Annotated in this window: 11 protein-coding genes; 6 read left to right on the top strand and 5 right to left on the bottom strand. The window is 66.1% G+C overall.

What is annotated here, in order from left to right; translation table 11 throughout:
• Positions 1-4 precede the first annotated feature (4 nt).
• Positions 5-706, bottom strand: a complete 702-nt coding sequence (locus tag F3J43_RS12195) for a response regulator (RefSeq protein WP_166886187.1) — start codon at positions 704-706, stop codon at positions 5-7.
• Positions 707-865: 159 nt separating this feature from the next.
• On the opposite strand from F3J43_RS12195, the gene F3J43_RS12190 reads away from it, so the two are divergent.
• The 3 genes from F3J43_RS12190 (at position 866) to mobA (ending at position 5,812) form a co-directional block, all read left to right on the top strand.
• A complete protein-coding gene (locus F3J43_RS12190) occupies positions 866-2,041 on the top strand; it encodes an efflux RND transporter periplasmic adaptor subunit (RefSeq protein WP_166886185.1) in 1,176 nt (391 codons plus the stop codon).
• An 11-nt stretch (positions 2,042-2,052) separates the two neighbouring features.
• A complete protein-coding gene (locus F3J43_RS12185; RefSeq protein WP_166886183.1) occupies positions 2,053-5,178 on the top strand; it encodes an efflux RND transporter permease subunit in 3,126 nt (1,041 codons plus the stop codon).
• Between the two features lie 61 nt (positions 5,179-5,239).
• Positions 5,240-5,812, top strand: coding sequence for a molybdenum cofactor guanylyltransferase MobA (gene mobA / locus F3J43_RS12180; RefSeq protein ID WP_166886181.1), 573 nt, complete (start codon positions 5,240-5,242; stop codon positions 5,810-5,812).
• A 36-nt stretch (positions 5,813-5,848) separates the two neighbouring features.
• On the opposite strand, the gene F3J43_RS12175 is transcribed toward mobA, so the two are convergent.
• Positions 5,849-6,601 (bottom strand): SDR family NAD(P)-dependent oxidoreductase, encoded by a 753-nt coding sequence (locus F3J43_RS12175; RefSeq protein WP_166886179.1) that lies wholly within the window; start codon positions 6,599-6,601, stop codon positions 5,849-5,851.
• Positions 6,602-6,781: 180 nt separating this feature from the next.
• Between F3J43_RS12175 and F3J43_RS12170 the strand changes: the two genes are divergently transcribed.
• The gene (locus tag F3J43_RS12170) at positions 6,782-7,501 is read left to right on the top strand and encodes an IclR family transcriptional regulator (protein ID WP_205297814.1); all 720 of its coding nucleotides are present in this window, start codon (positions 6,782-6,784) and stop codon (positions 7,499-7,501) included.
• Positions 7,502-7,565: 64 nt separating this feature from the next.
• Positions 7,566-7,952 (top strand): VOC family protein, encoded by a 387-nt coding sequence (locus F3J43_RS12165; RefSeq protein WP_166886176.1) that lies wholly within the window; start codon positions 7,566-7,568, stop codon positions 7,950-7,952.
• 125 nt (positions 7,953-8,077) lie between these two features.
• On the opposite strand, the gene F3J43_RS12160 is transcribed toward F3J43_RS12165, so the two are convergent.
• Positions 8,078-8,551 (bottom strand): VOC family protein, encoded by a 474-nt coding sequence (locus tag F3J43_RS12160; RefSeq protein ID WP_166886174.1) that lies wholly within the window; start codon positions 8,549-8,551, stop codon positions 8,078-8,080.
• A gap of 47 nt (positions 8,552-8,598) precedes the next feature.
• Complete coding sequence (locus tag F3J43_RS12155) at positions 8,599-9,528, bottom strand: alpha/beta fold hydrolase (RefSeq protein WP_166886172.1); 930 nt, start codon at positions 9,526-9,528, stop codon at positions 8,599-8,601.
• 181 nt (positions 9,529-9,709) lie between these two features.
• Here F3J43_RS12155 and F3J43_RS12150 point away from each other — a divergent pair, with 181 nt between their 5' ends.
• Positions 9,710-14,638 carry an NEL-type E3 ubiquitin ligase domain-containing protein gene (locus F3J43_RS12150; protein ID WP_166886170.1) on the top strand — a complete coding sequence of 1,643 codons (4,929 nt, stop codon included), beginning with the start codon at positions 9,710-9,712 and terminating at the stop codon, positions 14,636-14,638.
• Here the strand turns inward: F3J43_RS12150 and F3J43_RS12145 are convergent.
• Positions 14,632-17,103, bottom strand: coding sequence for a UvrD-helicase domain-containing protein (locus F3J43_RS12145; protein WP_205297813.1), 2,472 nt, complete (start codon positions 17,101-17,103; stop codon positions 14,632-14,634). The genes F3J43_RS12150 and F3J43_RS12145 overlap by 7 nt on opposite strands.
• Positions 17,104-17,228: the final 125 nt, after the last annotated feature.

The following is a 17,228-nucleotide window of genomic DNA, read 5'->3' as shown; positions in this document are numbered from 1 at the left end:
TGTATCAGTACTCCCACTCGACACGGCTGAACAGGTAGCCCTTGCCCCACACGGTCTTGATCTTGCGCGCTTCGCCGGCGTGGTCGTCGAACTTGCGCCGCAGCTTGGAAATGGCCACGTCCACCGAACGGTCGGTACCGTTGAACTCGATGCCGCGCAGTTGCTGGAGAATGCGGTCGCGGCTCATCACCTCGCCGGCGTTACGCGCCAGCACCACCAGCAGGTTGTATTCACCGCTGGACAACTCGACCTCTTCGTCGCGCCAACTGACCGTACGCTCGGCCAGGTCGATGCGCAGGCCGCCTACCTGGATCAGCTCGCTGTCCAGGCGCGGCTCGTTGATGCTGCTGCGGCGCAGCAAGGTACGCACCCGCGCCAACAGCACCCGCGGCTCGCAAGGCTTGGTGACATAGTCGTCGGCGCCCATCTCCAGGCCCAGCACCTGGTCGTGGCTGTCGTCGCGCGCCGTCAGCATGAGGATCGGCAGTACCTGCGACTCCTGGCGCAGCAGGCGGCACACCTGCAGGCCATCGAGCCCGGGCAGCATCAGGTCGAGGATCACCAGGTCCGGCTTCTGCCGGCTGAACTCTTCCAGCACATGGTCGCCCCGGGCAATCACCCGGACATGGAAATCGTTGCGTTGCAGGTAGCTGGCAATCAGCTCGGACAGGGCGCTGTCGTCTTCGACCAGGAGGATGTTCGGCATAAGTGGATGTGCAGTCGGAGTGAAGTGAGGCAGGATATAGAATCCTGCGCCGGGCGCCGTCGCTTGTTCACACTTTTTCACATACGTCCTACACAGCTTAACAGCGCACATGCGAATGGCTGCCTTAGCATACGCCCGATCAAAATCCGGAAGATCCGCATGCACACTCCAAGCACCCCGCACCTGCGCCGTCTGGCGCTGTTGGCGCTGCTGACCCTGCCCCTGGCCGCCTGCAACGACGCTGCCGACCAGGAGGCAAAGGCCCCTGCCCCGCAGGTCCGGGTCGAAACCCTCGATGTCCAGCCACTGGCCATCAGTACCGAACTCAGCGGGCGTATTCTCGCCCCGCGCACCGCCGAAGTGCGCGCGCGTGTCGCCGGCGTGGTGCTCAAGCGGGTATACCGCGAAGGCAGCGACGTGAAACGGGGCGATGTGCTGTTCCTGATCGACCCGGCACCATTCAAGGCCGACCACGACAGCGCCCGCGCTACCCTGGCCAAGGCCGAGGCCACGCTGTACCAGGCGCGCCTGCAGGAGCAACGCTACCGTGAGCTGGTCGACGACAAGGCGGTCAGCCGCCAGGAGTACGACAACGCCCGCGCCGCGTTCCTCCAGGCCGATGCCGCGGTGGCCGAAGCGAAGGCGGCACTGGAGCGTGCGCGCCTGAACCTGGGCTATGCCACCGTCACCGCGCCGATTTCCGGGCGTATCGGCCGCGCGCTGGTCACCGAAGGCGCGCTGGTCGGCCAGAACGAGACCACGCCGCTGGCGACCATCCAGCAACTGGACCCGATCCACGCCGACGTCACCCAGTCGACCCGCGAACTCAACGCCCTGCGTCGCTCGCTGCGGGCCGGCGAGCTGCGCCAGGTCGGCCAGGACCAGGTCAAGGCAACGCTGATCCAGGACGACGGCAGCGCCTACCCGCTGGCAGGCAAGCTGCTGTTCTCCGACATCAGCGTCGACCCGAGCACCAACCAGATCACCCTGCGCAGCGAGTTCCCCAACCCCGACCTCGACCTGCTGCCCGGCAGCTACGTGCGCGTGCGCCTGGAACAGGCGGTGCAGCCCAAGGGGCTGAGCGTGCCGCAGCGCGCGATCCTGCGCGACAGCGCCGGGGTGCCGAAGGTGCTGGTGGTCGATCACCAGGACCGCATCAGCGAGCGCCAGGTGACCTTGGGCAACGCCCAGGGCGACCGCTGGATCGTCAGCGCCGGCCTGGCCGCCGGCGAACGGGTCGTGGTCGAAGGCCTGCAACACGTCAAGGCCGGCGACGCGGTGCACGTCGACGAACAACCGGGTGCCAGCGCCATCGCCCAACACACCGGCCAGTGAGGGCCTGATCCATGCCGCAGTTCTTCATCGACCGCCCGGTATTCGCCTGGGTGGTCGCCCTGTTCATCCTCCTGGTCGGCGCCCTGGCCATCCCGCAACTGCCGGTGGCCCAGTACCCGGACGTGGCGCCGCCGCAGGTGGAAATCTACGCCGTGTATCCGGGCGCCTCGGCGGCGACCATGGACGAAAGCGTGGTCAGCATCATCGAGCAAGAGCTCAACGGCGCTGACAACCTGCTCTATTTCGAATCGCAGAGCAGCCTGGGCAGTGCCACCATCACTGCCAGCTTCCAGCCCGGCACCAATCCGGACATGGCCCAGGTCGACGTGCAGAACCGCCTGAAGGTGATCGAGTCGCGCCTGCCGCGCCCGGTGACCCAGCAAGGCCTGCAGGTGGAAAAGGTGTCCACCGGTTTCCTGCTCATGGCCACCCTGACCTCCGAGGACGGCAGCCTCGACGAAATCGCCCTGTCCGACATCCTCGCACGTAACGTGATGAACGAGATTCGTCGCATCAAAGGTGTCGGCAAGGCGCAACTGTATGGTTCGGAGCGAGCCATGCGGATCTGGATCGACCCGGCGAAGCTGGTCGGCTTCAAGCTGACGCCCAACGACGTGGCCGAGGCGATCGCCGCGCAGAACGCCCAGGTGGCGCCCGGCAGTATCGGCGACCTGCCGTCGCGGCCGACCCAGGAAATCACCGCCAACGTGGTGGTCAAGGGCCAGTTGAGCACCCCAGAGGAGTTCGCCGCCATCGTCCTGCGCGCCAACGCCGACGGCTCCAGCGTGACTGTCGGCGACGTCGCCCGGGTCGAGGTCGGCGCCCAGGAGTACCAGTACGGCACCCGGCTCAACGGCAAGGCCACCAGCGCCTTCAGCGTCAAGCTGTCGCCAGGCGCCAACGCCATGGAAACCGCGACCCTGGTCAAGGCCAAGCTCGACGAGCTGGCGCGCTACTTCCCGGCCGGGGTGAAATACGACATCCCCTATGACACCTCGCCGTTCGTCAAGGTCTCGATCAAGCAGGTGATCAGCACCCTGGTCGAGGCCATGGTGCTGGTGTTCGCGGTGATGTTCCTGTTCCTGCAGAACTTGCGCTACACCCTGATCCCGACCCTGGTGGTACCGGTGGCGCTGATGGGCACCTTCGCGGCGATGAACGCGCTGGGCTTCTCGGTCAACGTGCTGACCCTGTTCGGCATGGTGCTGGCGATCGGCATCCTGGTGGACGACGCCATCGTCGTGGTGGAGAACGTCGAGCGGATCATGGCCGAAGAAGGCCTGCCGCCCAAGGAAGCCACGCGCAAGGCCATGGGCCAGATCAGCGGCGCCATCGTCGGCATCACCCTGGTGCTGGTGGCGGTGTTCCTGCCCATGGCCTTCATGAAGGGCTCGGTGGGCGTGATCTACCAACAGTTCTCGGTGTCGATGGCGGTGTCGATCCTGTTCTCGGCGTTCCTCGCCCTGAGCCTGACCCCGGCCCTGTGCGCCACCCTGCTCAAACCCGTGGCCAAGGGCGAGCTGCATGCGCACAAGGGCTTCTTCGGCTGGTTCAATCGCCGCTTCCAGGGCATGAGCAATGGCTACGAGCGCTGGGTCAGCCATGCCCTGGCCCGCAGCGGGCGCTACCTGCTGGTATACGCCGCGCTGCTGCTGGCGCTGGTCTACGGCTTCAGCCAGTTGCCCACCGCGTTCCTGCCTACCGAGGACCAGGGCTACACCATCACCGACATCCAGCTGCCGCCGGGGGCCAGCCAGGCCCGGACCATCGAGGTGGCGAAGCAGATCGAGGCGCACAACGCCGAAGAACCGGGCGTGGCCAATACCACGCTGATCCTGGGCTTCAGCTTCTCTGGCAGCGGGCAGAACGCGGCGCTGGCCTTCACCACGCTCAAGGACTGGTCCGAGCGCGGCAGCGTCGACGATCACGCGCAGTCGATCGCCGACCGCGCGACCGTGGCCTTCACCCAGCTCAAGGACGCCATCGCCTACGCAGTGCTGCCACCGCCAGTGGATGGCCTGGGCGAATCGACCGGCTTCGAGTTCCGCCTGCAGGACCGCGGCGGCATGGGCCACAGCGAGCTGATGCAGGCCCGCGACCAACTGCTGGACGAGGCCCGCAAGAGCAAGGTGCTGGTCAACGTGCGCGAAGCCTCGCTGGCCGAGAGCCCGCAGGTCGAGCTGGAAGTCGACCGCCGCCAGGCCAATGCCCTGGGCGTGTCGTTCGCCGACATCGGCGCGGTACTCGACACCGCGGTGGGCTCCAACTACGTCAACGACTTCCCCAACCAGGGCCGCATGCAGCGGGTGGTGGTGCAGGCCGAAGGCGACCAGCGCAGCCAGATCGACGATCTGCTGAAGATCCACGTGCGCAACAGCGACGGCAAAATGGTGCCGCTGGGGGCCTTCGTGCGTGCCCACTGGCAGACCGGCCCGGTGCAGTTGACCCGTTACAACGGCTACCCGGCGGTGTCGATTTCCGGCGAGCCGGCCCCAGGCTTCAGCTCCGGCGAGGCCATGGCCGAGGTCGAGCGCCTGGTCGCCCGCCTGCCGGCCGGCAGCGGGCTCGAGTGGACCGGCCTGTCGCTGCAGGAGCGCCTGTCCGGCAGCCAGGCGCCGATGCTGATGGCGCTGTCGCTGCTGGTGGTGTTCCTGTGCCTGGCGGCGCTGTACGAGAGTTGGTCGATTCCCACCGCGGTCCTGCTGGTGGTGCCGCTGGGCGTGCTCGGCGCGGTGCTGGCGGTGACCCTGCGCGGCTTGCCCAACGATGTGTACTTCAAGGTCGGCCTGATCACCCTGATCGGCCTGTCGGCGAAGAACGCGATCCTGATCATCGAATTCGCCAAGGACCTGGTGGACCAGGGCCATGACGCCGTCGACGCCGCCATCCAGGCCGCACGCCTGCGCCTGCGGCCGATCGTCATGACCTCGCTGGCGTTCATCCTCGGCGTGGTGCCATTGGCAATCGCCAGCGGCGCCAGCTCGGCCAGCCAGCAGGCGATCGGCACCGGGGTGATCGGCGGCATGCTCAGCGCCACCTTCGCCGTGGTGTTCGTGCCGGTGTTCTTCGTGGTGGTGACGCGCCTGGCCCGCCGTACGCGCGCCAGACAACCCGAGGCACAGGCCGAGCAGACCTGACTGGACAAACCAGGCGGCGAATGAGAGGGTTCCCGGCAATCTCTGCCCGGAACCCTTTTTCATGCCCGTCGCCCTGCCCCCCTGCTCGATCCTCATCCTCGCCGGCGGCCGTGGCCAGCGCATGGGCGGCCGTGACAAAGGCCTGGTCGAATGGCACGCTGAGCCGCTGGTGGCCCATGTGCAGCGGGTGGTACGCGGGCTCTCGGACGATGTGGTGATCTCCTGCAACCGCAACCAGGAGACCTACGCCAGCTACGCCGACCAGTTGGTGGGCGATGCCGAGGCAGACTACCCCGGGCCGCTGGCCGGGGTGATCGCCGGCTTGAAAGTGGCGCGACACGACTGGGTGGCGGTGCTCGCCTGCGACGCGCCGCAGATCGACCAGGCACTGCTCGAGGCGCTACTGAGCCTGGCGGTCGAGCACGACAGCGCGGCCATGGTGCGCCAGTCAGGCTACTGGCAACCGATGTTCAGCGTATTGCCACGGCGCCTGCTGGGGATGCTGGAACAGGCCTGGGCCAGCGGCGAGCGGAGTTTGCAGAAAGCCTTGCTGCGCGAACCTGTGCAGGCGCTGCAATGTGCCGACAACGACGCCAGGCTGAGCAATTTCAACAGCCCTGAACTGCTGCAATGAGATCAATGCCCTGATCGGCAGGCTGAAACCTGCCGATCAGAACTGCACCCCGCGGGTCAGCCCGCCATCCACCAGCAGGTTGGTGCCGGTGATGAAGCCTGCCGCCGGGCTGGCGAGGAACACCACCGCCCGCGCCACCTCGTCAGGCCGGGCCATCCGCCCCAGCGGGTTGGCCGCCAGACTGCGGGCGAACGCTTCGGGCTGCTCGCGCTCGATCCGCCCCCACACGCCATCCTCGAAGTAGACATTGCCCGGCGAGACACTGTTGACCCGGATCCCGTCCCCGGCATGCCGGGCCGACAGGGTCTTGCCATAGTGGTTGAGTGCCGCCTTGAGCGCGCCGTAGGGTTCGTCGAAGCTGCTCAGCTCGCGCCCCGACACGCTGGAGATCAACACCACCGCCGCCCGCTCGGACGCCTTCAGCCACGGCAACGCCGCGCTGACCAGTCCGACCGTGCCCAGCAGGTCGGTCTCGAATGCCTGGCGCCACACCGCGGCATCGCTGCCCTTGGCCAGCGCGCTGACGTTGGGCACGACGATGTCCACCCCGCCCATGTGGGCAGCGGCAGCCGCGACCCAGGCCGTCACCTCGGCCGCATCGGTGATGTCTACCGCCGTGCCGAGCGTGCGCTCGCCCAGTTCCTGCCGCGCCTGGCGTACACCCGCCTCGCCACGGGCACAGAACGCCACCTGGGCGCCCTCGGCCAGGAAACACTCGACGATTGCCCGGCCAATACCGCGCGAGCCGCCGCTGACCAATACCCGTGCGCCTTGCAACTGCAGATCCATGTGACACGTCCTCTGGAGGGTTTGAAGTGGCGCCGAGTCTAATCCCGGCGCAGCGGCACACGGCGCATCGCCGGCACAAATACCCGCTTGTTCGACAATGTCGAACACAGGCCGCGCATCAGCCTGCAGGCGCGTGCAATTACAGGCACAATGGCTGCCTCGACGCCCGGTACCCAGTCCATGTCCGCCAATCACCGCCAGATCCAGTCTCTCGAACGGGCCATGCACCTGCTCGAGCTCATCCGCGCCGAGGGCGGTCGCGCCCGCCTGAACGACCTGGCCGAACGCAGTGGGCTGGGCAAGAGCACCGTGCATGGGCTGCTCGACACACTCATGTCCCTCGGCTACGTCGCCCGCGAGCAACGCCACTACGTGCTTGGCCTGCGCCTGCGGCAACTGGCGCAACCGGTGCACGACACCGAACAGCGCCTGCGCCAGGCCTTCTCTCCGGCGCTGCGGGCCTTCACCGAGCTCTGTGGCGAGAGCTGTTTCCTCGCCGTGCCCGGCGGCACCCGGGCCTACCTCACCCTCGCCGCGCTGGACGGCAGGGGCCAACCTCTGCAACTGCCTGGCGACATCCGCCGCGACGGCCTGGCCACCTCGGCGATCGGCAAAGTCCTGCTGGCCCACGATCCACACCTGGCGCGCCAGATGGCACGCAGCCGCCCTATGCCGCAGGTCCTGGAGCAGGAACTGCAACAGATCGGCAATCAGGGTTTCGCCCTCGACCTCGGCGCCTCGCGCCCCGACCTGCACTGCGTCGCCCTACCTTTGCGCCTGCGCGGCCAGGTGGTCGCCGCGCTGGGCGCCGGCGGGCCTGCCGAGCGCCTGCCGCCGCCGGTGATGCGCCGCCTGGCGGGCCAGGCGATGCGTTCGCTGTTCGACCTGGTGAAGTGCTGAACGCTGGTCAAAAACTGCGGAGCGGCTTTACTTGCTGATACCCCTTCCGTGCAGGCGAGCGCCCATGAAGATCGTGGTCACCAGCATCCTCGTCGACGACCAGGCCAAGGCCCAGGCCTTCTATCACCACGTGCTGGGCTTTCAGCCCAAACATGACATTCCCATGGGCAAGCACCGCTGGCTGACCTTCACCTCGCCCAACGACCCCAATGGCGTCGAACTGCTGCTCGAGCCTGACGCGCACCCGGCCGCGCGCACCTACAAGGCCGCGCTCAAGCAAGATGGCATTCCCGCCACCTCGTTCGGCGTGCGCGATATCCAGGCCGAGTACACCCGCCTGTGCGCCGCCGGCGTGCATTTCACCCAGCCGCCGACGGCCATGGGCCCGGTCACCGTGGCGGTGTTCGACGACACTTGCGGCAACCTGATCCAGATCGCCCAGCGTCACTAGCGTGCACCTGCACAACTGAGGCTCAAGCGTTAGGTCTTGCACGAAAAGCATGGCCATCGAGCGTTGTGGGGGGCGGGCCTGCCCGGCGATCTGCCGCAACGCTGCGGCAAATCCTGAATCCGCGGTTATTCATCACGGGGCAAGTCGCATCGGCGCACCGCCGCTCCCTCGGAACTTCTCGTACAGAGCCTGCTCGCCGGCCCCTTGAGCTCGACCCGGTTGCCATCCGGGTCGAAGCAGTACAACGACAGTCCTTCGCCCTGCGCGCCAAAACGCGGCTCGGCCGGCTCCGCCTTCACCCCGGCGGCGGTCAGGTACGCCAGCAGCGCCTGCTCGTCGAACGGTTCGATGCGCAGGCACAGGTGATCGACATTACGCCCCTCGGCCCCCGGCCCGGCGCCGCCCTGGCGCCCAAGCGGGCCATCGACCGCTACCAGGTCGATCATGCAGTCGCCGGCCGCCAGGTGCAGCATGCCCAGGTCCTCGCGGCGCCGGCGCAGGGGACAGCCCAGCACCGTCTGGTAGAACGCCAGGCTGCGCTCGAGGTCGGCGACCCGCAGCACGACATGGTCGAGCCGCAGAATGTTGAAGGCTGGCATGGGAGGCTCCCGTTGCAAAGGAAGACTTGACCTTAGCAGGTGCCAGGCTATTCGTTGGCCCGGCGTCCCAGGGCGCCAGTCTCGTGGCGTACCAGGTTGCGCAGGATCTGCCTGGCCAGAGCTGGCGCCGGGGACTCCAGGTGGAAGTGATGACCACCCGGATGCCAGCTGACCTGCGCATGCCGAGGCAGGGCCATCTGGCGTTGGGCGTAGCCTGCGCCGGCAAAGGCCCCCTCGCGCCCCAGCAGCAGGTAGAGCGGGCAACTGATCTGGCGCAGCAGGTCGCAGGCCTCGCGCTCGGTCAGTGGCATCGGTTCGGGCAGGTCCAGGCGCGGATCATGGCGCCAGCAATAGCCATCTCTGAGCTGCAACAGGTCGCGCTGGGCCAGCAAGCGCGCGGCAGCGCTCGGCGGACCGCCATCGAGGCCATTGCGACGTTGGTCCAATGCGTGCTCCAAGGTGTCGAAGCGAGCATCGTCGTCGGGCGTGACGAATCCCGGCAGGCGGCTGCGTCTGACCAAGCGCTTGAGCCGGTAGGCGCGGGCCATGTGCGCCACCCGGTCGTCTTCGGCGACGGTGAACGGCGCCCCCATGCCATCGAGAAAATGCAGGCTGGCGATGCCACTGGTCAGCGCCGCCAGAATCGAGGCCACCCCGCTGCCCATGCCATGGGCCAGGACATGGAACGACGACAGGCCAAGACTCTCGGCCACCGCCAGCATGTCCTCGGCGTGCTCCCACAGGTAGTAGCCGCTGTCGACGCGGCGATGGTCGCTGCGACCGTGCCCCACCAGGTCCGGGGCCACCACGAAACAACCCGCGAGCTGCGGCGCCAGGCGCTCGAACGAGGCGGCGTTGTCCAGCCAGCCATGCAGGGCCAGCACCGGGACACCCTCCTCGTCCCCCCAGGCGCGCACGGCGATCTCGATACCGTTGATGTCGAGCAGGTGCTCCCTGGGACTGCTTTGCGAACGCATGAACTCACCTCCTTGGCGTCGGCGCCACAGGCCGCCAGCCCACCATGGCGCAATCCCAAGGCCTGCGCTGGCCTTTCACCGACAGCGACATGCGTGCCGCCGACCTGCTGGTGTTACCCGGTTAACGCCAAGCCTTGCGGATGGGCGGCTGCAATGACGGCTCTCGTACACGGAGCTCAACATGACCACGACCCCTCCCTTTCATCAGCAACAGATACTGCGCAGCGTGCCTGCATGGTGCAAAAGCGTTCACCCTGCCTACCTGCCTGCCCTGATGGGCAGCCTGCGCCAGGACTTCCTGCAAGGTGACGGCACGCCCCATGACTGGTTCCGGCACGCCACGCCGGAGCAGCAACAGGCACTGCGCGAAGCCATCGAGAAACGTGACGCCAGCCGTGAAGCCGTTCGGCAATTGCTGCTCCCGCTCAAGGGTGTCACCGACTTCTGCAAGCCGCTGCTCCAGCAACACCTGGGCATCAAGGCGGCAGTGGACCAGGCGCAGTATCATCTGCGTCCGTTCCGCCTGAAGCGCGATGTCCTGGTGGAGCCCACCGCCGGGATCGCCGCCATCGCATCGACTGACCACTACGAAGTCGATCCGGACGGCAAGCCACGCATCCTGAGCCTGCTCGCAGCAGCACTGCACAATTTCACTCAAGCCGAAGAGCCCGACCCGTTCAGCAGCCTGCACGTCAGCAGCGACGATCCCCAGGCCATCGAGGGGCTGACCGCCAGCGAGTTCGTGCGAGCCTGTCGCACTCTGGATCTTGGGCGGCAGTACCAGACGCATGTCGCCAATCTGTATGACGGCCCCGACAGTGCCAGGATCCATACCCAGTCGACCCAAGCCAGCCGCGATGAGCTGTGGGTCCAGGCACTGATTGCCCAGATGCGTGGTTTGCTCAGCGCAACGGGGGTCGAGACGCTCCGACAACTGTGCACCAGCGGCACCACCGTGCAATACGGTGCGCAAGCCATGCAGTGCTGGCGCATCGAGCTGTTCGATACCCCGCTCAACGAAGTGCTGCTGATCGCAACTGACGCCAACGCTCAAATCACCCCCTGCATCGCCTACATTCCGGGTGCTCCCGACGCCCCAGTGCGTGAGTATCCCTCGCCAGCCCAGGCCGCGGTGGACTTGGCTCGCCGACTGCAACAACAGGATCTGCTGCGCACTGTCACGCGCCTCGCCCCCGCCGCCCTCCAGGCACAACTGAGCAACAAGCTGCGCGAAGCCCTGTTCGAAGAAAAGAAACTGTTCGGTCGCAAGCATGTATTCAATCGCAAGCACCCACGGCTGCGCTACCAGACACACCTGCTCCCTTCCCAGCCCTGGGACGCCTTGCACCGGGCCCATGTCCGGCGCCTGAAAGGCGATGCCGCCACCCTCGCGGTGCCCACGGCCACGGTGGATGCCGAAGCGCGCCTGCAACGCCTGGAACACTTGTTGTCGGCAGGCCTGGACGTACTGAACGTCGCGGCCATGTTCATCCCCCTGCTCAACCCATTGATGATGGTGATTGGCGCGGCGCAGATCATGAACAGCGTGTTCCAGGGTATCGAGGCCTGGGAAGACGATCAGCGCGCCGAGGCCTTGGCGCAGGTCGAGTCGCTGCTGGTCAATCTGGCGACCGTTGCCGGCGTGGCGGGCGGGGTGGCGCTGTTCAAGGCATCGGGCTTCGTCGACGCCATGCGCTCGATCACGGTTGCCGGCCAGGAACGCCTGTGGCACACAGACCTGTCCACCTATGCCAGTGATGTCGAGTTACCGGATGACTTACGCCCCAATGCGCTTGGGCAGTACCACCACAACGACAAGACTTACGTGCGCCTGGGGAATGACCTGTACGCCCATTCCCAGGACAACGAAGGCATATGGCGCATTGACCACCCTGGCGACCCGCAGGCTTACCGGCCTGCACTCGAACACAACGGCAGCGGCGCCTGGCGTACCGTCCACGAACAGCCGCTGGACTGGGACGACGCCGAACTGGTCCGCCGCTTCGGCCCCATCAGCGAACCACTCGACGACCAGCAACTGTTGGCAGTCCTGCGCTGCACCGGTACCGCTGCCGAGACCTTGCGCGCAGCCCATGTGGCAGGCGAACCGCCACCGCCCCTGCTGGCGGACGCCCTGATGCGCCTGCGTGCGGACCAGGAAGCTGACGAAATCATCACCCGGGTACGCCACGGCATGCCCCTCGCCGCGTACAGGAACTATGCCCTGCCTGCCCTGCCCGAACTCCCTGGCTGGCCGCAAGATCACTTCATCAAGGCTTTCGAGGGACCAGAGCCCTGGGGTACCTCGGTGCGCTACGGGCCTGCCGAGGCACCTGGCCAGGTGGAGATCCAGATCACCCGCGCCGACCTGGAACAAGGCAGGCTCGGCGACAGCGTGATGCGGCAAATGGAACCGGCCAGTGCACGTCAGCTATTCGCCACCGACACCAATGCCAGGGAGGGAGCCTCGGGGCTGCGCGAGCGGCTGGCGACGTATCTCACCCTGCAACGCACGGCCTTGTCCGAGAGCCTTTATGCCAGCCGCGCGCCCTCCCTGGGCGAGCCTGCTCAAGCGCTGGGCCGTCAATTCAGCGGGCTGCCACCCAGCGCGCTCGAAGCGCTGGCCGAACAGGCCAATGGCCGCGAACGCCAACTCATGGTCAGCGGGCGTATTCCCCTGCGCGTTGCTGAAGAAGCCCGCCTGCTGCAGGCACGGTTCCGCCTGGACCGGGCCTTGCTGGGGCTGTATCGGCCTGGACTGAGCAACGCCGACAGCCTGCGCCTGGGTAACGCATTGCACCTTGAACACCCGCAGGCCCAACCTGCAAGGCTGCTGGAGATAGCGCTGGGCGACCGCGCCCATGCCGCGCAACTCATCGGGCAACAGCCCATCAAGCGCGGCTTCAGATCACCATTGCGCCTGAGCGATGGCCGAGTCGGATATCAGTTGAGCGGCAGGTCGTGCCTGTCGAAATGGCTCTCGGGGGAAGCACGGGCCATCGAAGACCGCCGGCTGCAGGAGCTCTATCCCTCCTTGAGCAGCAGCGCACGCCGCCAGTTGCTCACCCGCCTGCGCGCGCGTGCGCGTGGTGACGTGGGGCGGCAGATCGAGGCATTGACCCAAGAACAACGGCAACTGGCCATCACGCTTCAGCAGTGGCTGGACCTCGCGGACGATGACGCCTATGACGATCGCCGACGCTTGTATCGGATTCTCATGAGCGCCTGGCGACAGGATGGCGGCGAGGTGCTGATCCTCGAGGAGCTCACACTGGAAAGCTTGCCCGAGCTGCCCGCACGCTTCGACCACATCACTACGCTGAGCCTGCGCAGCATTGGCCTGAGAGCTTTGCCAGAACGGTTCCTGCAAAGCTTCCCGGCGTTGCGTCAGCTGGATCTGGTCGGCAACACCGAATTGCCGGCCCAGGATCTTTGGAGAGCACTGCGCAGCGCTCCACGCCTGCAGCAACTCGGGGTCGCCGAGACGGTGCTGGGCGGCTTGGACGACGCTGCCCGGAGCGCCTTGGCCGGTCTGCGTGAACTTCACAGCTTGTGGCTGCACGATACCGAGTTGACGCTGCTGGATGCCGACCTGGAGGTCCTGAGCCGCCTGCCGCTCGAACGCCTGCACCTGCATGGCAATGCCATCACCTTGGATATCGTCACAGCCGAACGGTTCGCGGCAATGCCACGCCTGCGGGAGCTGCGGCTGTCGAACAATCCATTGCAAGTACCGCCTGCGCTGGCGAGCTTGCACCGCCTGGAGACCCTGATGCTCGATGACTGCCAGCTGGGCGCCTGGCCTGCCGGCCTGACCGAACTGATGAGCCGGCGCAACTGCACCCTGCGCAACCTGGACCTGAGCAGCAACCAGATCCACGACGTGCCGCTGGTCACGCAGGTCCTGGATTCGACCTATGCCAGAGAACTGAGCGCCCAGCGGCGCCCCATGGCCTGGAACTTCCATTACAACGGCCTGCAACCTGACACAGCGGTACAGTTGCGCAGTATCGGCGCGAGGATCATCGAGGTCGCCCACTTGCCACCTCCGGAACAGGCCGTTGACTGGAGGGCCAGTGCCAGCGCAACCCAGCGCCAACAGTGGAATGATCTGTTCGAGGGTAACGCCCATGCTCATCTCAGAGAGGTCATAGAGCGTGTCGGCCGTTCGGCCGAGGCCCGCAACAACCAGCAATCGCTGGCCAGGCAGATCTGGCAGATGCTCGACACTGCCAGCAGGGACTCGGCGTTGCGCCAACACCTGGATGAGGTGGCCAGCGATTTCCCGGCCACTTGCGGCGATGCCGGCACCGATGCGTTCAGCACCCTGGAAGTGGAGGTCCTGATCCATGAGCACAGCCAAGAGGCTGACGTTCCAGGAGCGATCCAGTACAACTTCTACACGCGTCTGTTCCGCCGCGAGCAAGTCAATCGAATGGCCGCACGCATTCATGCAGCGCGTCTCGAGCGGCAACAGGCTTTCGTGGCATGGGAAACGCAAGCGCCAGAGGAACGTCCCGACTTCGCAGAATTGCCACCGTTCGATCCGCTCGATGACATCACCCTGGAGCAACTGCGCGACGGCGGGCTCGATGACATCGAGATCCGGCTGGCGCTGCGTCAGTCCCTGGCCCGCGTGCTGGTGTTCCCCGAGCCCAGCCAGGACATGCTCTATCGCCAGACGGCGCGGATCACGCAGGACGTCATCGACAATGTCGAACATGCCGTGCGCGACCTTGAAGACGACGATGAAGCCGTCAGGGTCTGGATCTCACGGCAACCCAGTTGGCAGCGGTTCTTGCGTAGTCGTTACGGTGAGCGCTTCGAGCAGTTGCAGAGCCACTGGTCCGTCGGGTTGGAATACCTGGACTATTGCCTGGATGAGCAAGCCGAGCGAATCGACTCGGTGCAAGCCGATGTCCTGCAGCAATTGCAGGACACGTTGCCCATGCCCCTGACCAACGAAACCGGGCAACTGCAACGCGTCCAACTGGACAGCCAACAGTACCGACAGGCCACCGATGCCCTGGCCAAGGGCCGCCAAGTGGCCGAAGAAGCCCTGCTGCTGGCACTCACCACCGAGCAGGACCCTAATCGACCCGCTCAATGACCTCGCAGGTCTTCAAAAAAGGCGTGGCGACCGTCCACCTGGGCAGATGCCCTGGGTGAGCCGGCCGCCTCGCCACTGGCCGCCTCGACATGCCAGTAGCAGTGCCTGACCGCGCGGGTCACCGCCACGTAGGCCAGGCGCTGCACCTCTTCCTTCTGCGCCATGTCGAAGGCCTGGGCGTCACCCGGCTTGCCCAGGCCCGCCAGGCGATAGACCTGGTTCTTGTACGGCGAGCTGGTCTGGTACTGGCAGTCACCAAGCATGAATACCGCGTCGGCCTGCAGGCCCTTGGCACTGTGGTAGGTCAGCTGGCGCAGGCGGCGCTGAGCAGTCGGCAAGCTAGAATCAGCTTTAACAATTTGAGATAAATGTTTTTCTATCAATAACTTATCGCTACTTTTTCGAAACAGCATCATCACCGAATCACCCTGCTGGTAGTGCTCGATCAGGGTCTGCGCCAGTGCCGATTCGTCACGTTCGAACACCTTGACCGGCGACAGTGCCAGCTCCGCCGCTGCACCGCTGGCCCGGGCCTTCTTGCCGGCGATGGCCGGTGCGCCCTTCACCAGGTGCTCGGCAGCCTCGATGATGTGCTGCTGGCTACGGTAGTTTTCCACCAGCATCACCCGCGTGTTGGCCGGCGACGGAAACGTCTTGGTGAACTCCATGAAGTATTTCGGCGAACTGCCCCGCCAGCCATAGATCGACTGCCAGTCGTCGCCCACGCACATCAACGATGCGTGCTGCGCCACCCGTCCGTTGTGCATGGCCGGGCCACGCCGGCGGATCTCGGCCAGGCTGGCCCGCAGCCAGCTGACGATCTGCGGCGAGACGTCCTGGAACTCGTCGATCATCAGGTGCGCGAGCGGGCGCAGCAAAGGGTCCGGCAACAGCGCCAGATTCTCCGGATTGTTCTCGCCGAACAGGGCGAACATGCGGTTGTAGGTCATCACCGGTGGCGACTGACCGAGCAGGTGTGCCTCAAGCGCCTTCCAGAACAGGGCCAGGGCCTCGAAGAACGGGCCGTCGCTGTCGCCCGGCGGGAAGCGCATGGCCGTCACGGCGGCATTGACGTCCAGCCCGAGGTTCTCGATGAAGTTCGCGGCACTGACGAAGGCATCCAGCAGCGGTGCCGCCGCCAGTTCACCCTTGACCTTGTACTCGAAGCCCGGACCCGCCACGGCATCGCCGGCCAGAGAGGCGGCCAGACGCTTTGCAGAAGCGTAATTATCCAACCATATCAATGGTTTATCGCAGAAAGCTTGAAACAAGGTGCGCTTTACAGCCCATTCCGCGCGTACCGTCAGCTTGGCCCCAGGGCGTTGGTACTGGGCACTTTCCGACGGGTCGAAGCCCAGCACCACCCAGGCATCCAGCCCCTCCAGGCGGCCATGGACATGGAAGCGGCTGCCACGGATCTGCACAGTTTCGCGGCTGGGCTCGATTCCCTTGATCGGCCAGGCACCGGCAGCGAACCACAGGTCCTCGATCACATCGCACAGCTCTTCGTCGCGCTGCGCCGCCAGCTGCGTCACCTGCGCGCGCTTCTGCACCTCCGGATGCTCCGGATCCAGCGGCTTGAGCAACAGTGCCTCCTGGCGCAACGTGCCGACCAGCGTGGCAAAACGCGGGCTCTGGGCCATGAGGTCGCGGTAGCAGAGGTTGAGTTGCTGGCGCTGAGCATCGTTAAGCCGCAGGTCGAAGGGGTTGCTCTCGGCGCCGGCCTCGGCCCCGGCGGGCATCTCGTTGCCCAGGGTCTCGAACGCACGCAACTGGGAAAAGCCCGGCAGGCTGCGTACCAGCGGCAGGATGCGCGAGTGGAAGGTGCGCACCAGCTCACGGCCCTGGGCCGGCGACAGGTCGATCTGCCACAACGCGAACACTTGTAGCAGACGCTGGATGAAGTCCCTGCGCGATTCGCGGGTGAAGGTCACCACGGTCATGGCGTCGAGTTCGAAGCCCAGGTAATGGCGCAGCAGCAGGATCCGCAGCACCAGCGAGGTCGACTTGCCGGCACCGGCGCCGGCCACCACGCAGGTGGACGGCGTGTCGCTGAAGATCAGCTTCCACTGCGCCGCGCTGGGCTGGCTGCCGGCAGGCAAGCGCTGGGCCACATCGGCCTTGAAGCGTTTCTTGAGCTCCGCGGTCAACGGCAGGCGCCAGTCGTCGAACAGCTTGTCGTCCTCGCCTGGCACAGCGCCATGGTCCGGGCGGGTGTCGCGGATCACCAGGACCTGGCGTCCGGCTTCATAGCCATCGGCCCGGCCCCGTTCGTAACCCTCGCGCAGGCCGTCGGCGTGGCCATTGCGCTGGCCGGTGGCGTGGCCGAGGAACCAGGAGTCGCGGTGCTGTGCCTGCAAACGGCTCAGGCCACGACCCAGCAGGCGCGCGGCAAGGCGGCGCAGCCAGGGCAACTGGGCGGGAGGGGTCAGGTCGGCCGGGGCCTGGGGACGCTCGGGGGGCACGGTCACTCCGTTGAAGATCGAAAGCAGCGAGCATGTTCGCCCCATCTGCCCAAAAGTACCAGCGAATGCTTATGGATCATGGGATTAGGCGATGAAGCGCATGCAGAACCGCAAAAGTAAAAATC

This window comes from Pantoea sp. Cy-639 (genome assembly GCF_011752525.1).
Taxonomy (GTDB): Bacteria; Pseudomonadota; Gammaproteobacteria; order Pseudomonadales; family Pseudomonadaceae; genus Aquipseudomonas.
Note: the sequence above shows the minus strand (reverse complement) of the source record. Positions and strands in the feature narration are given on the sequence as shown.

Bases quoted from the DNA above. Each gene is read 5' to 3' on its own strand.
- mobA (WP_166886181.1), top strand. From the start codon at position 5,240: ATGCCCGTCGCCCTGCCCCCCTGCTCGATCCTCATCCTCGCCGGCGGC.
- F3J43_RS12185 (WP_166886183.1), top strand. From the start codon at position 2,053: ATGCCGCAGTTCTTCATCGACCGCCCGGTATTCGCCTGGGTGGTCGCC.
- F3J43_RS12155 (WP_166886172.1), bottom strand. From the start codon at position 9,528: ATGCGTTCGCAAAGCAGTCCCAGGGAGCACCTGCTCGACATCAACGGT.
- F3J43_RS12190 (WP_166886185.1), top strand. From the start codon at position 866: ATGCACACTCCAAGCACCCCGCACCTGCGCCGTCTGGCGCTGTTGGCG.
- F3J43_RS12150 (WP_166886170.1), top strand. From the start codon at position 9,710: ATGACCACGACCCCTCCCTTTCATCAGCAACAGATACTGCGCAGCGTG.
- F3J43_RS12175 (WP_166886179.1), bottom strand. From the start codon at position 6,601: ATGGATCTGCAGTTGCAAGGCGCACGGGTATTGGTCAGCGGCGGCTCG.
- F3J43_RS12195 (WP_166886187.1), bottom strand. From the start codon at position 706: ATGCCGAACATCCTCCTGGTCGAAGACGACAGCGCCCTGTCCGAGCTG.
- F3J43_RS12165 (WP_166886176.1), top strand. From the start codon at position 7,566: ATGAAGATCGTGGTCACCAGCATCCTCGTCGACGACCAGGCCAAGGCC.
- F3J43_RS12170 (WP_205297814.1), top strand. From the start codon at position 6,782: ATGTCCGCCAATCACCGCCAGATCCAGTCTCTCGAACGGGCCATGCAC.
- F3J43_RS12160 (WP_166886174.1), bottom strand. From the start codon at position 8,551: ATGCCAGCCTTCAACATTCTGCGGCTCGACCATGTCGTGCTGCGGGTC.